The sequence below is a fragment of the Hydrogenophaga sp. genome (genome assembly GCF_018780385.1).
Classification (GTDB): domain Bacteria; phylum Pseudomonadota; class Gammaproteobacteria; order Burkholderiales; family Burkholderiaceae_C; genus Hydrogenophaga.
The window spans coordinates 17,929-29,929 of sequence record NZ_JADMJO010000111.1; the positions used below are offsets into that span (position 1 = coordinate 17,929).

The window sequence follows — 12,001 nt, forward strand, 5'->3', positions numbered from 1 at the left end:
TGGCCAACATGGCGAATTTAGCGGCAATTCATGGTGCGCATGTGAAAGCGGGCCGGTAAGTCAGCTTCGAATCAGTAAAATCAGGGTAAATCCTAGGCGTGCCGGTCGCATGAGACACGCCAGATGCCTCTCCAGAAGGCAGCAGGCCTGCACCGGCTGCTTCAGTTTTCAACCAACCTCCCTCAAACAACATGTCCCTCGACAACGTCACCGCTGGCAAAAACGTGCCCGAATCCTTCAACGTGATCATCGAAATCCCGATGAACGCCGATCCGATCAAGTACGAAGTGGACAAGGAAACCGGCGCGATCTTCGTGGACCGTTTCATGAGCACGGCCATGCACTACCCCACCAACTACGGCTACGTGCCCAAGACCATTTCGGGCGACGGTGACCCGGTCGACGTGTTGGTGATCACGCCCGTGCCCCTGATCCCCGGTGTTGTGGTGCCGTGCCGCGCCATCGGCATCCTGAAAATGCAGGACGAAGCCGGTGAAGACGGCAAGGTGCTGGCGGTGCCGATCGACAAGGTCCTGTCGATCTACACCCAGTGGCAGAAGCCTGAAGACCTGAACCCGATGCGTCTGAACACCATCCAGCACTTTTTCGAGCACTACAAGGACCTGGAGCCGGGCAAGTGGGTCAAGGTGATCGGCTGGGAAGGCAAGGACGCCGCCCACAAGGAGATCGTGGACGGCATGGCCGCCTACGAAGCGAAGAAGGGCTGATCAGTCTGCGGTGGCTTCGATGTCGCCGCGGTATTCGATCTTGCCGCGCACCCGGGCTCGCGGGTGCATGTCGATCAGCTCATCGTAGCTCGCATCGCCCAGCAGGGTGGCCGAACCGGCAATCTCCAGCGCCTTGCGCGCAATCACGGAGCCGGTCACCTTGCCTTCAATGAACACGTAGTCGGCTTCCAGCCGGGTGTTCTCGATCACGCCGGTGGCGCCCACGTGCAGGGTGCCGCCGTTCTCGAACGTGATGTTGCCCTTGAGCACGCCATCGATCTTGATGCCCTGGTCCCGGCTGGCGTGGAAGTGGCCTTCAAACACCGAACCCTCGGCGATCAGGCTGGTGATGGCGCTCAGCCGCTCGGCGGGCACGAGGCGGGTGGGGGTGGGCTGGTGGTTCATGGGATCAGGGCTCCAGGGTGTGCGCAAGCGCAATGAAAACAGCCGCGGTGACTGTGCCGGCCAACAGCAGTAAGGGCAGACCGTAGCGCCAGAACGCCCACACCGTCCAGCGCCACCACCGGCGTCGCCGGCCTACCCGGTGATCGCGCTCCCAGCTCGCACGCAGTGCGGCCTGTCGCAGCGACTCCGAGTCGGGCACGGCGGACGGTGGGGTGGGGCGCTCGGGGGGCACAGAATCGGTACACGGCTGCTGCGTCAGCGCAAGTTTTGGGGCGGGTTAGCCCGCTCCAGCGTGGCATTGAGGTCGGCACCATTGACCTGGATGCGGCCGTACCGCACCAAACCCTGCACGCGAGCCGTGTCGTGCAGCGAAACCTCGCCCTGGCCCGCGTCGAGGATGCCGTCGGTCTGGCCCATCACGGAAATTTTCTGCGCGGTGATGTCACCCTTGACGCGCCCGGTTTCCGTGACGACCACCGACACCTCAGCGCCCTGGTCCTGCATCAGGTTGCCCTCCAGCAGCCCGGCAATGCTGCAGGGGCCGCGCAACACGGCGTTGCCCACGAAATGCATGCCGTCGGCCAGCATGCTGCGCCCGGGCACGCCTTCGGCGTTCTGGTTCAGGTCCACGGACGCGTTCAAGGGTTGAAGCACCGGGAGGGTAGCCGACTGCAGGGGCGGCAGGGCATTGCCCACCGGCACTTCCAGGCTTGTGGTCGGGTGCGGTGGTGGGTCTTGCTCCTCACCCTGCGCTGTGTCGTTGGACGAATTCACCCAGGGATAGGGGCCTTGGTCGGCGTCTTGGTTCATGTCGGGTTTCCCGGTTCGCGTGCCGCTGCCCGGGGCAGCGTTCAGGTGGGGTCGGCCAGCACGTCGTTGAGCACGGGCAGGTTGTCCCCGAGTTTGAGGGTCTTGAAGGGGCCTTGCAAGTTGGCGCCGTCGTAAAGCTGCAGGCGCCGTGCCATGAGCGTGCCGGTGGACACGCCGGTTTTGGACACGTAGGCCATGCCCTGGCATTCCAGGCTGGTCTCGACCGCGCTGCCGCCGGCGGCGCCCAGGTGGCCGAACAGGTAGAGATCGCCCAGCACGCGGATGCGTCCGCGCACGACCCCACCGGTCCAGATGATCAACGGACCATTGACGCGGATGTGCCCCGAAATTTCACCCTGCACCAGCAGTCCACCGTTGAATTCCAGCTCGCCTTGCAGGCGACCGCCGGCCGCCACGCGGTTGACGACGTTCATCGCCACCGGATCGATGGTCAGCGTGTCCTGGGGTGTTTTCAGATCCATGACCAGCGCTCCGTCCAGCCCATGGCGGGCAGCCACGTGATTGCCCAGAAGACCGCGCTGCCCAGCACCATCAGGAAGCCGAAGAGCGCAATGAGCAAGGCATGGCGCTCCAGCCAGCGGCGCAGGCGCTTGGGTCGGCGCCGCGGTTGTCCGGCGGGTGTGTCGAGATGGTCGAGCAGGGCCCAGCTGCGCCAGCCTTCGCTCAGGCTCGCACTGCCATCGCCAAGAGGGACTTCCAGACCTTGTGTCGACTCGCTCGACGGGCCTTGGCGGCGCCCCAGCAGCACCGAGAAGGGCGCACCCACGATGGTGTGGGTGAAGAAGGCGTCGGTTTCGTCCATGGCGACCGAGTTTAGCGAAGCACCGCGCAACGTCGGCGCTTCAAAGCTCCGTGACGGGCGGTGCCACGTCACGCACCGCCAAGCCCGGCTTGAGCGGGTTGCGCTGGGCAAGGTGGTCCATGTACTGGCCGATGCCCTGGCTCTCGCGTTCGAGGAAGCGCTCGACCGCCTCGGCAAACGAGGGGTGTGCGAGCCAGTGCGCGCTGGTGGTCTTGACCGGCAGGAGGGCGCGCGCCATTTTGTGTTCACCCTGGGCGCCGCCCTCGAAGCGCTGGAAACCGTGTTCGATGCACCAAGCCAGCGGCGCGTAGTAGCAGGCTTCGAAGTGCAAACAGTCGACCCGCTCCAGGGCGCCCCAGTAGCGCCCGTACGCCACCCGGGCCACGTCGTCGATGCCGATCAGGCTGCACGCAATGGGCTGGCCTGCGCGCTCGGCCACGAACAGCAGCCAGTGCTGCGGCATGGTCTGCGCCATGCGGTGGAAGAAATCGCGATTGAGGTAGGGCGCGTTGCCGTGTTCGAGGTAGGTGCGCTCGTAGCAGCGGTAGAAGAACGCCCAGTCGGCGTCGGCAATGTCTGCCCCGCGTGACCAGCGAAACGTGACACCGGCTTCGGTGACCTTGCGCCTTTCCTGGCGGATTTTCTTGCGTTTCTCTTGCTGCAAGCTGGCGAGGAAGTGCTCGAAGCTGCTGAACTGCGAGGGTTGACCATCCGCTGAACGCGCTTCGTTCTTCCAGTGGAACTGCACCGTGTGCCGAAGCATCATGCCGGCGTCCTCGCAAGCTTTGATGTCCTTGGGCTGTGCAAAAAGAAGGTGGACCGACGACAAGTCTTCGTCGCTCACATGCCGGATCAGGGTCTTGACGAGGGCAGAGCGTGCCGCTGCATTGCGCGCCAACAGACGAGCACCGGGCACCGGGGTGAACGGCACGGCCACCAGCGCCTTGGGGTAGTAGTCCAGACCATGCTGCGCATAGGCGTTGGCCCAGGCCCAGTCGAACACGTACTCGCCGTAGGAATTGTTCTTGAGGTACATCGGGCAGGCAGCGTGCAACTCGTCGCCCCGCCAGAGCGTCACGAACTGTGACTGCCAGCCTGCGCGCGGACGTGCGCTGCCGCTCGCGTGCATGGCCACCAGGTACTCGTGGCGCATGAAGGGGCTCGGATCGGACTCCAGCGCCAGCAGGGCGTTCCATGCGGACGCCTTGATCTGTGAGGGCGACGAAAAGACCCGGGTGACATAATCGATTTCACTCACCTGCAGCTCCTGCACACAGCGAGCTCAAAGCCCATTCCGCAACGTTTTCAGACCCCATGACTCTTTCCATTTGCGTGGCCCAGCTCAACTTTGTGGTGGGCGACATGGCGGGCAACGCCCGGAAGATGATCGATGCCGCCGAAGCGGCCCACGCCCGCGGCGTGAACCTGCTGCTCACGCCCGAACTGGCCCTGAGTGGTTACGCTGCCGAAGACCTGTACCTTCGGCCCGCGTTCATCGATGCCTGTGATGATGCCCTCAAAACCGTGGCGACCGGTACCGCCCACCTCAAAGGCCTGCACATCGTGGTGGGACACCCGGCACGGCCTGCCGCGGCAGCCGGGCAGCGGCGCGAACGCAGCGTGTCGGTGGCCCATCTGCACAACGCTGCCAGCGTGTTGCACGCCGGGGCCGTGAGCCACACCTACGCCAAGCGCGAGCTGCCCAACTACCAGGTGTTCGACGAGCGCCGCTACTTCGTGCCGGGCTTTGAGACCTGCGTGTTTGACGTGACGGGCAGTGACGGAGAGAGCGTGCGCGTGGGCCTGCTGATCTGCGAGGACGCCTGGTTCGATGCGCCAGCAGCCGACGCGAAAGCCGCCGGTGCGGAGGTGCTGGCCGTGATCAATGCGTCCCCGTTTCACGCCGGCAAGGGCGGCGACCGCGAAGCTGCCATGCGCGTGCGCTGCCAGGCCACCGGCTTGCCGCTGATCTACGCCCATCTGGTGGGCGGGCAGGACGAGATCGTGTTCGAGGGCCGCAGCTTCGTGCTGGCGGCCGACGGCGCGCTGGTCGGGCGCGCGGTGAGTTTTGAAGAGACGCTGTTTGACGCTGCCTTCACTCGGGAGGATTCCGGCTGGCAGATCACCGCCGATACCGACCGTGCGCACAGCCCCGAGGCAGACCTGTGGCACGCGCTGGTGCTGGGCGTGCGTGACTACCTGGGAAAAAACGGTTTTCCGGGCGCCATCCTCGGCCTGTCCGGCGGCATCGACTCGGCGCTGGTGCTGGCCATCGCAGTCGATGCACTGGGCAAGGACCGGGTGCGCACGGTCATGATGCCCTCGCCCTACACCGCCGACATCTCCTGGATCGACGCACGCGACATGGCCGCGCGCCTGGGTGTGCGCTACGACGAGATCGGCATTGCGCCGCAGTTCGAGGCCTTCAAGGCCAGCCTGGCCAGTGAATTCGCCGGACTGCCCGAAGACACGACCGAAGAGAACCTGCAGGCGCGCATCCGAGGCACGCTGCTCATGGCCTTGTCCAACAAGTTCGGCAGCATCGTGCTGACCACCGGCAACAAGAGCGAGATGGCCACCGGCTATTGCACGCTCTATGGCGACATGGCGGGCGGTTTTGCGGTCATCAAGGACGTGGCCAAGACCATGGTCTTCAAGTTGGCCCGCTGGCGCAACGCGCACGACCCCTACGGCACCGGCACCAATCCGATCCCCGAGCGCATCATCGTGCGACCGCCCAGTGCCGAGCTGCGCCCGGACCAGAAAGACCAGGACAGCCTGCCCGAATACCCGGTGCTCGACGCGATCATCGAGCGCTACATGGAGAACGACCAGAGCCCGGAGAGCATCGTGGCAGCGGGCTTCGACCGCGTCGACGTGGACAAGGTGGTGCGGCTGATCCGCATCAACGAGTACAAGCGCCGCCAGGCGCCGGTGGGCATCCGCGTGACCCACCGCAGCTTCGGCAAGGACTGGCGCTACCCGATCACCAGCAAATACCGCGCTTAAGTCCGCTGCAGTTTCAGCACCGAGCGCATCTCACCGACCTCGATGCCGGCGGCGTTCTTCAGCGGTGGCGGAATCAGGCTGGACAGTGCGGCACGGCTCTCGTCGTCCAGCCAGCCGAGCTGCTCCATGGTCGACACGAATGCCACCATCAAGGGCGGCAGCAGCCCGTCGCTCACTTTGGCGGCGATGGCGATGCCGCGGCTGAAGCTGGCCAGCACCTGCACGCCATCGGCACCCACCTTGCTGACCCAGTCGCCGCGCCCCGCACGCATCAACGCCAGGTCGTTGCGCCCCTGGCCGCTCACGAGCTCGGGGTGCTCGCTCATGGCGCGTGCGATGCGTCGAGGTGCGTTGCCGTAAACCGGATCGGGTTCGTCCAACGTCAGGCGGGCAAAGGCGTGGGCCAGCGAACGCAGGGGCAGGGCGTAGTTGGGCGCGCTGCAACCGTCGGTGCCACGCACGAGCCCGGTCACCGGCACGCCCGAGAAATGGCTCACGCTGCTGGCGATCGCCAGTTGCACGGCATGTCCGATGTCGAGATAGCCGCCCTGTGGCGCGCCCAGCGCATGGGCCAGCAGCAGCATGCCGGTGTGTTTGCCCGAGCAGTTGTGGTGCAGGCGGTTGAAGCGCGCACCCGGCTCAGGCGTGACACCGTTGGTGCTGAAAAAGAAGGGCACGTGGCTGCCGCAGGCCAGGCTGGATTCACCCGCGCCGATCCTGGCCAGCAACGCCGCAGCGCGCTCCACGTGCATGGGTTCACCGCTGTGGCTGGCGCACAGCAGGGCCACGTCGGCGTCGCTGAGGTCGTAGCGCTCGGCTGCCTGAGCGATCAGCGGCATGGCCTGGAAGGGCTTGAGCGATGAGCGGGTGAATAGCGGCGACTCCACATCGCCCACGCTGGCCAGCAACTGGCCCTGCGCGTTCACCACCGCCAGCGAGCCGTGGTGGATGTTTTCCGGATGCCCGCCGCGATAGGCGACCGTGATGGGAACGTGGTGGGGCAGGGCTTGTGAATTCATGTGTGGGTGGGTGGGATGACTGCGCAGTGTACGAACAGCACAGAGGGCCTTGGGCATAATGAAACGAGAACGCCCTTCCCAAAAGCCACGCCCTGGAGACATTGCATGAAACAGATCACCGCCGTCATCAAACCGTTCAAGCTGGAAGAGGTGCGCGAGGCGCTGGCCGAGCAGGGCGTGACCGGTCTGACCGTGACGGAGGTCAAGGGTTTCGGGCGGCAAAAGGGCCACACCGAGCTCTACCGTGGCGCCGAATACGTGGTCGACTTCCTGCCCAAAGTGAAGGTGGAGGTGGTCGTGAAGACGGTGGATGTGGAGCGCTGTGTGGACGCCATCATCCGTGCAGCTCGCACCGGCAAGATCGGTGACGGCAAGATCTTCGTGACCTCGGTGGAGCGCGTGGTGCGCATCCGCACCGGGGAAGAAGACGAAACGGCGGTCTGAGCGTTCAGATCGCTTCGATGCGGGCGGCCGGTGACAGGCCGGCAGCCTGCACGAGGTCCGGCAGCAACTTGAGCGGGTCGCTGTGGACACGGATCAGCTCCATCTGCGCGCCACTCATGAACTGCTGCTCCACTCCGGTGCGCATGAAGGCCATCAATCCGTCGTAGTAGCCCGCCACATTGAGCAGCCCCACCGGCTTGTCGTGGTAGCCGAGCTGGCGCCAGGCCCAGACTTCAAAGAATTCTTCAAACGTGCCGATGCCACCGGGCAAGGCCAGGAAGGCGTCGGCCTTGTCGGCCATCAGGCGCTTGCGCTCGTGCATGTTGTCCACCACGTGCAGCTCGGTGCAGCCGTGGTGGGCCCACTCCCGCTCGACCAGCGCTTTCGGGATGATGCCGACCACTTGACCACCGGCGGCCATGGTGGCGTCGGCGACGATGCCCATGAGGCCGTTGCGCCCACCGCCGTACACCAGCTGGCCGCCATGCCCACCGATCCACTGGCCCACGGCGCGCGCCGTGTCGGCGAAAGCGGGCGTGGCACCCGGGCGGGAGCCGCAGTACACGCAAAGCGAGAAGCTGGGCTGTGGCATCGGCTGCATTCTTGTCGTCAAACCCACCGGGTCCAGAGCGCCGCCAGCCAGATGCCGACGCACAGCACGAGGCTGAGCAACACGGCGGCGCTGCCCATGTCCTTGGCGCGTTTGGACAGGTCGTGCCATTCCGGGCCGATGCGGTCGATGGCGGTTTCAATCCCGGTGTTGAGCAACTCGACCATCATCACCAGCAGGACCGAGCCCGCGAGCAAGGCGGTTTCCATCCAGGTTTGACCGATCCAGAAGGCCAGCGGAATCATGACGACCGACGCCATGGCTTCCTGGCGGAAGGCGGTCTCGCCCCATCCTGCGCGCAGTCCGGCCAACGAGTAACCGAAGGCGTGCCACATGCGGGAGACGCCGCTGCGCAGCTTTTGCGCGTTCACCGGTTCCCGGTCTGGGTTGAGGCTCATGTTGTCAGCTCCACCAGCGTCTGGGTTTGCTGGTGTCTTCCACCGGCTTGAAATGGACCAGGCGTGTTCCTGCCAGGGCGTCATGCAGGAACTGGCGCTGGGCATGAAAGCGCGACAGCAGCGCCCAGATGACGACCCAGCCCACCAGCAGCACCGAGAGCTGCTGACCCGACAGGTGCATGAGTCCGGCGACCGCCAGCGGCGGCAGCAGCCACAGCCACGACAGCACGTAGCGCCACAGCGCTCGACCTTGCGTCAAGGCGTTGCCATGGCGATCGACCACGCGGATGTGCCAGGTCTTCATGGCCAGCGTCTGGCCCTTGGCCCAGAACCAGCCGAAGTAGATGCCGAACGCCACGAACACCAGCGCCTGCTGCAGATAGCGGTTGTCCAGGGCGTTGCCCGACTGGGTGAAAGACGACAGCACGTAGCTCGTGGTGAACAACACGCCCACCAGAAACACCACGCCGAACATCAAAGTTCCTTCATAGAGCCAGCAAGCCATGCGACGGCGCAGGGACGGCGCCATGAGGTCCGGGGCAGGGCCCGCGTCGGTGGGGGTGGTGGGGGGGGAGGGAAGGGAGGCGGACATGTGTGGACTGGGAAATTCGGCCCATTGAGCGCGAGGGCGAATTGTCGCATTGGAGCCCAGGCGCCAGCTTTTTGAGGGCGTTGTGCCCTTGGCCGCTTGGCTGGGCTCGTGTTGCAGTGCGATAATCCGCATTGCACTTCAAAACACGGCAAACGGATCAGGGTCCGGCGGGGTATGTGCCCGCTCATGTCCACTGGTCTCAAGTCTCGACACCGCCCCACAAGGGTTGGTCAAGAGGCACCCAAGGTATTTCGTCAGAGAAATTCTCGAAAGGTTCATCATGGAAATCAACAAGGCCGAACTGGCCTCGGCCGCTGCCGCCACCGGCACAGCCACCCAAGACCTCCGCGGCGCAGAAATCCTCATCAAGGCCCTCCAGGCCGAAGGTGTGAAGTACATCTGGGGTTACCCCGGCGGTGCTGTGCTGCACATCTACGACGCTTTCTACAAGCAGGACACCATCCAGCACGTGTTGGTGCGCCATGAGCAGGCTGCCGTGCACGCGGCCGACGGCTATGCGCGAGCCACCGGTGACGTAGGCGTGGCCCTCGTCACCTCCGGCCCGGGCGTGACCAATGCCGTCACCGGCATCGCCACCGCCTACATGGACAGCATCCCGATGGTGATCATCACCGGGCAGGTGCCCACGGCCGCGATCGGCCTGGACGCCTTCCAGGAATGCGACACCGTCGGCATCACCCGCCCCATCGTCAAGCACAACTTCCTGGTGAAGGATGCGCGCGACATGGCCATGGTGATGAAGAAGGCTTTCCACATCGCGCGCAGCGGCCGTCCTGGCCCCGTGGTCGTGGACATCCCCAAGGACGTGTCCTTCAACAAGGTGCCCTACACCGGGTACCCCGAGTCGGTCGAGATGCGCTCGTACAACCCGGTGCGCAAAGGTCATGGCGGTCAGATCCGCAAGGCCTTGCAACTCTTGCTGGCGGCCAAGCGACCCTACATTTACACCGGCGGCGGCGTGTTGCTCAGCAATGCGACGGAAGAACTGCGCACCCTGGTGAACATGCTGGGCTACCCCGTCACCAACACGCTGATGGGCCTGGGTGCGTACCCGGCGTCCGACCGCAAGTTCCTCGGCATGCTGGGCATGCACGGCACGATCGAAGCCAACAATGCGATGCAGAACTGCGACGTGCTGTTGGCCGTGGGCGCGCGCTTCGACGACCGCGTGATCGGCAACCCCAAGCACTTCGCGCAGAACGAACGCAAGATCATCCACATCGACATCGACCCGTCGAGCATCTCCAAGCGCGTCAAGGTCGATGTGCCGATCGTGGGCGATGTGAAAGACGTGCTCACCGAGCTCATCAACATGGTGCGTGAGAGCACCACCAAGCCCGATGGCAAAGCGCTGTCCGCATGGTGGGACACCATTGAGGCATGGCGCTCCAAGGACTGCCTGAAGTACGACCGTGGCAACACCGATGTGATCAAGCCGCAGTACGTGGTGGAAACGCTCTGGAACATGACCAAGGACGCCGACACGTACATCACCTCGGATGTGGGTCAGCACCAGATGTGGGCCGCGCAGTACTACCGCTTTGACGAGCCGCGCCGCTGGATCAATTCCGGTGGTCTGGGCACCATGGGTGTGGGCATTCCCTATGCCATGGGCATCAAGCTCGCCAAGCCCGACAGCGAGGTGTTCTGCGTGACCGGCGAAGGCTCGGTGCAGATGTGCATACAGGAACTCTCGACCTGCCTGCAATACAACACCCCGATCAAGATCGTGGCCCTGAACAACCGCTACCTCGGCATGGTTCGGCAGTGGCAGGAAATCGACTACGAAGGCCGCTACAGCCACAGTTACATGGACGCGCTGCCCAACTTCGTGAAGCTCGCCGAGGCCTATGGTCACGTCGGCATGCTGATCGAGCGACCGCAGGACGTGGAAGGCGCTCTTCGCGAGGCGCGCAAGCTCAAGGACCGCACCGTGTTCATGGACTTCCGCACCGACCCGACCGAGAACGTCTTCCCCATGGTCAAGGCCGGCAAGGGCATCACCGAGATGCTGCTGGGTTCCGAAGACCTCTGATCCCCCGCGGAGCAACGGTTGCCCGTTGCTTCATCCCCTCAGACGAATCTATTGCCCGCCAAGCCTGCGCATTACCGTGCGCAGGGGAGGGCGGCGAAAAGAGGAATCGCACATGAAACACATCATCGCTGTCTTGCTGGAAAACGAACCCGGGGCTCTGTCCCGTGTGGTTGGCCTGTTCTCCGCCCGTGGGTACAACATCGAGTCGCTCACCGTGGCGCCGACGGAAGACCCCAGCCTGTCCCGCATGACGATCCAGACCACCGGGTCGGACGACGTCATCGAGCAGATCACCAAGCACCTCAACCGCCTGATCGAGGTGGTCAAGGTGGTCGACCTCACCGAGGGTTCCTATACCGAGCGCGAACTCATGATGGTGAAGGTGCGCGCGGTGGGTAAAGAGCGCGAAGAGATGAAGCGCATGGCCGACATCTTCCGTGGCCGCATCATCGACGTGACCGAGAAGAGCTACACCATCGAGCTCACGGGTGACCAGACCAAGAACGATGCGTTCCTGGAAGCCATCGACCGCTCTGCGATTCTGGAGACAGTGCGCACCGGTGCCAGCGGCATCGGACGCGGCGAGCGCATCTTGCGCGTGTAAATGGAATCACCCCTGCGCCTACTGAACTGAACCCCTGTCCCGCTAACATCGCTTGTTTTTTCAAGATTTCAACTGGAGCAACTCATGAAAGTTTTCTACGACAAAGACTGTGACCTGTCCCTGATCAAGGGCAAGACCGTGGCCATCCTTGGCTATGGCAGTCAGGGCCACGCACACGCACAGAACCTCAACGACAGCGGCGTCAAAGTCGTGGTCGGCCTGCGCAAGGGCGGCGCCTCGTGGGACAAGGTCGGCAAAGCCGGCCTGAACGTGATGGAAGTCAACGACGCCGTGAAATCGGCCGACGTTGTCATGATCCTCCTGCCCGACGAGCAGATCGCCGAGGTCTACCACCAGAACGTGGCACCCCACATCAAGCAGGGCGCGTCGCTCGCCTTCGCCCACGGTTTCAACGTGCACTACAACCAGGTCGTGCCGCGTGCCGATCTGGACGTGTGGATGGTCGCGCCCAAGGCCCCTGGCCACACCGTGCGCAACACCTA

General features: G+C 64.3%; 16 protein-coding genes. 6 read left to right on the forward strand and 10 right to left on the reverse strand.

All coding sequences use genetic code 11. The features are described from left to right. Nucleotides 1-191 precede the first annotated feature (191 nt). A complete protein-coding gene (gene ppa / locus IV113_RS23050) occupies nucleotides 192-728 on the forward strand; it encodes an inorganic diphosphatase (RefSeq protein ID WP_291090154.1) in 537 nt (178 codons plus the stop codon). Here ppa and IV113_RS23055 read toward each other — a convergent pair whose 3' ends face one another. From IV113_RS23055 to IV113_RS23080, 6 genes are read right to left on the reverse strand one after another with little or no spacing between them, the layout of a single operon-like run. Continuing rightward, the gene (locus tag IV113_RS23055; protein ID WP_291090157.1) at nucleotides 729-1,133 is read right to left on the reverse strand and encodes a polymer-forming cytoskeletal protein; all 405 of its coding nucleotides are present in this window, start codon (nucleotides 1,131-1,133) and stop codon (nucleotides 729-731) included. Nucleotides 1,134-1,137: 4 nt separating this feature from the next. Then, nucleotides 1,138-1,332: a hypothetical protein gene (locus IV113_RS23060; RefSeq protein ID WP_291090159.1), complete on the reverse strand. Its 195-nt coding sequence runs from the start codon at nucleotides 1,330-1,332 to the stop codon at nucleotides 1,138-1,140. Nucleotides 1,333-1,388: 56 nt separating this feature from the next. Further along, nucleotides 1,389-1,943 carry a polymer-forming cytoskeletal protein gene (locus IV113_RS23065; RefSeq protein WP_291090162.1) on the reverse strand — a complete coding sequence of 185 codons (555 nt, stop codon included), beginning with the start codon at nucleotides 1,941-1,943 and terminating at the stop codon, nucleotides 1,389-1,391. Between the two features lie 41 nt (nucleotides 1,944-1,984). Continuing rightward, entirely contained in the window at nucleotides 1,985-2,425 is a 441-nt protein-coding gene (locus IV113_RS23070) for a polymer-forming cytoskeletal protein (RefSeq protein WP_291090165.1), read from the reverse strand. Next, nucleotides 2,416-2,766: a hypothetical protein gene (locus IV113_RS23075; RefSeq protein WP_291090168.1), complete on the reverse strand. Its 351-nt coding sequence runs from the start codon at nucleotides 2,764-2,766 to the stop codon at nucleotides 2,416-2,418. The genes IV113_RS23070 and IV113_RS23075 overlap by 10 nt, the downstream gene beginning before the upstream one ends. 40 nt (nucleotides 2,767-2,806) lie before the next feature. Next, nucleotides 2,807-4,024, reverse strand: a complete 1,218-nt coding sequence (locus tag IV113_RS23080) for a GNAT family N-acetyltransferase (protein ID WP_291090171.1) — start codon at nucleotides 4,022-4,024, stop codon at nucleotides 2,807-2,809. Nucleotides 4,025-4,080: 56 nt separating this feature from the next. On the opposite strand from IV113_RS23080, the gene IV113_RS23085 reads away from it, so the two are divergent. Continuing rightward, a complete protein-coding gene (locus tag IV113_RS23085) occupies nucleotides 4,081-5,775 on the forward strand; it encodes an NAD+ synthase (RefSeq protein WP_291090174.1) in 1,695 nt (564 codons plus the stop codon). On the opposite strand, the gene IV113_RS23090 is transcribed toward IV113_RS23085, so the two are convergent. Next, nucleotides 5,772-6,794, reverse strand: coding sequence for an asparaginase (locus IV113_RS23090; protein ID WP_291090177.1), 1,023 nt, complete (start codon nucleotides 6,792-6,794; stop codon nucleotides 5,772-5,774). The genes IV113_RS23085 and IV113_RS23090 overlap by 4 nt on opposite strands. Nucleotides 6,795-6,899: 105 nt before the next feature. On the opposite strand from IV113_RS23090, the gene IV113_RS23095 reads away from it, so the two are divergent. Beyond that, complete coding sequence (locus IV113_RS23095) at nucleotides 6,900-7,238, forward strand: P-II family nitrogen regulator (protein WP_056274681.1); 339 nt, start codon at nucleotides 6,900-6,902, stop codon at nucleotides 7,236-7,238. Nucleotides 7,239-7,242: 4 nt separating this feature from the next. On the opposite strand, the gene IV113_RS23100 is transcribed toward IV113_RS23095, so the two are convergent. Genes IV113_RS23100 through IV113_RS23110 form a run of 3 tightly spaced genes read right to left on the reverse strand, consistent with a single transcriptional unit; the run spans nucleotide 7,243 to nucleotide 8,838 of the window. After that, entirely contained in the window at nucleotides 7,243-7,830 is a 588-nt protein-coding gene (locus IV113_RS23100) for a TIGR00730 family Rossman fold protein (protein ID WP_291090183.1), read from the reverse strand. 17 nt (nucleotides 7,831-7,847) lie between these two features. Then, a complete protein-coding gene (locus tag IV113_RS23105; RefSeq protein WP_291090186.1) occupies nucleotides 7,848-8,246 on the reverse strand; it encodes a diacylglycerol kinase in 399 nt (132 codons plus the stop codon). Between the two features lie 4 nt (nucleotides 8,247-8,250). Continuing rightward, entirely contained in the window at nucleotides 8,251-8,838 is a 588-nt protein-coding gene (locus tag IV113_RS23110; protein WP_291090189.1) for an RDD family protein, read from the reverse strand. A gap of 280 nt (nucleotides 8,839-9,118) precedes the next feature. On the opposite strand from IV113_RS23110, the gene IV113_RS23115 reads away from it, so the two are divergent. From IV113_RS23115 to IV113_RS23125, 3 genes are all read left to right on the forward strand, one after another. Further along, on the forward strand, nucleotides 9,119-10,894 hold the full coding sequence (locus tag IV113_RS23115) for an acetolactate synthase 3 catalytic subunit (RefSeq protein WP_291090191.1): 1,776 nt from the start codon (nucleotides 9,119-9,121) through the stop codon (nucleotides 10,892-10,894). Nucleotides 10,895-11,006: 112 nt separating this feature from the next. Next, nucleotides 11,007-11,498 carry an acetolactate synthase small subunit gene (ilvN, locus tag IV113_RS23120; protein WP_056274670.1) on the forward strand — a complete coding sequence of 164 codons (492 nt, stop codon included), beginning with the start codon at nucleotides 11,007-11,009 and terminating at the stop codon, nucleotides 11,496-11,498. Nucleotides 11,499-11,582: 84 nt separating this feature from the next. Continuing rightward, a partial coding sequence (locus tag IV113_RS23125) for an NAD(P)-dependent oxidoreductase (protein WP_291090196.1) occupies nucleotides 11,583-12,001 on the forward strand: 419 nt, incomplete at its 3' end.

Coding starts and splice junctions, on each gene's coding strand:
- ppa (WP_291090154.1), top strand. CDS start 192: ATGTCCCTCGACAACGTCACCGCTGGCAAAAACGTGCCCGAATCCTTC.
- IV113_RS23055 (WP_291090157.1), bottom strand. CDS start 1,133: ATGAACCACCAGCCCACCCCCACCCGCCTCGTGCCCGCCGAGCGGCTG.
- IV113_RS23065 (WP_291090162.1), bottom strand. CDS start 1,943: ATGAACCAAGACGCCGACCAAGGCCCCTATCCCTGGGTGAATTCGTCC.
- IV113_RS23070 (WP_291090165.1), bottom strand. CDS start 2,425: ATGGATCTGAAAACACCCCAGGACACGCTGACCATCGATCCGGTGGCG.
- IV113_RS23075 (WP_291090168.1), bottom strand. CDS start 2,766: ATGGACGAAACCGACGCCTTCTTCACCCACACCATCGTGGGTGCGCCC.
- IV113_RS23085 (WP_291090174.1), top strand. CDS start 4,081: ATGACTCTTTCCATTTGCGTGGCCCAGCTCAACTTTGTGGTGGGCGAC.
- IV113_RS23090 (WP_291090177.1), bottom strand. CDS start 6,794: ATGAATTCACAAGCCCTGCCCCACCACGTTCCCATCACGGTCGCCTAT.
- IV113_RS23095 (WP_056274681.1), top strand. CDS start 6,900: ATGAAACAGATCACCGCCGTCATCAAACCGTTCAAGCTGGAAGAGGTG.
- IV113_RS23100 (WP_291090183.1), bottom strand. CDS start 7,830: ATGCCACAGCCCAGCTTCTCGCTTTGCGTGTACTGCGGCTCCCGCCCG.
- IV113_RS23105 (WP_291090186.1), bottom strand. CDS start 8,246: ATGAGCCTCAACCCAGACCGGGAACCGGTGAACGCGCAAAAGCTGCGC.
- IV113_RS23110 (WP_291090189.1), bottom strand. CDS start 8,838: ATGTCCGCCTCCCTTCCCTCCCCCCCCACCACCCCCACCGACGCGGGC.
- IV113_RS23115 (WP_291090191.1), top strand. CDS start 9,119: ATGGAAATCAACAAGGCCGAACTGGCCTCGGCCGCTGCCGCCACCGGC.
- ilvN (WP_056274670.1), top strand. CDS start 11,007: ATGAAACACATCATCGCTGTCTTGCTGGAAAACGAACCCGGGGCTCTG.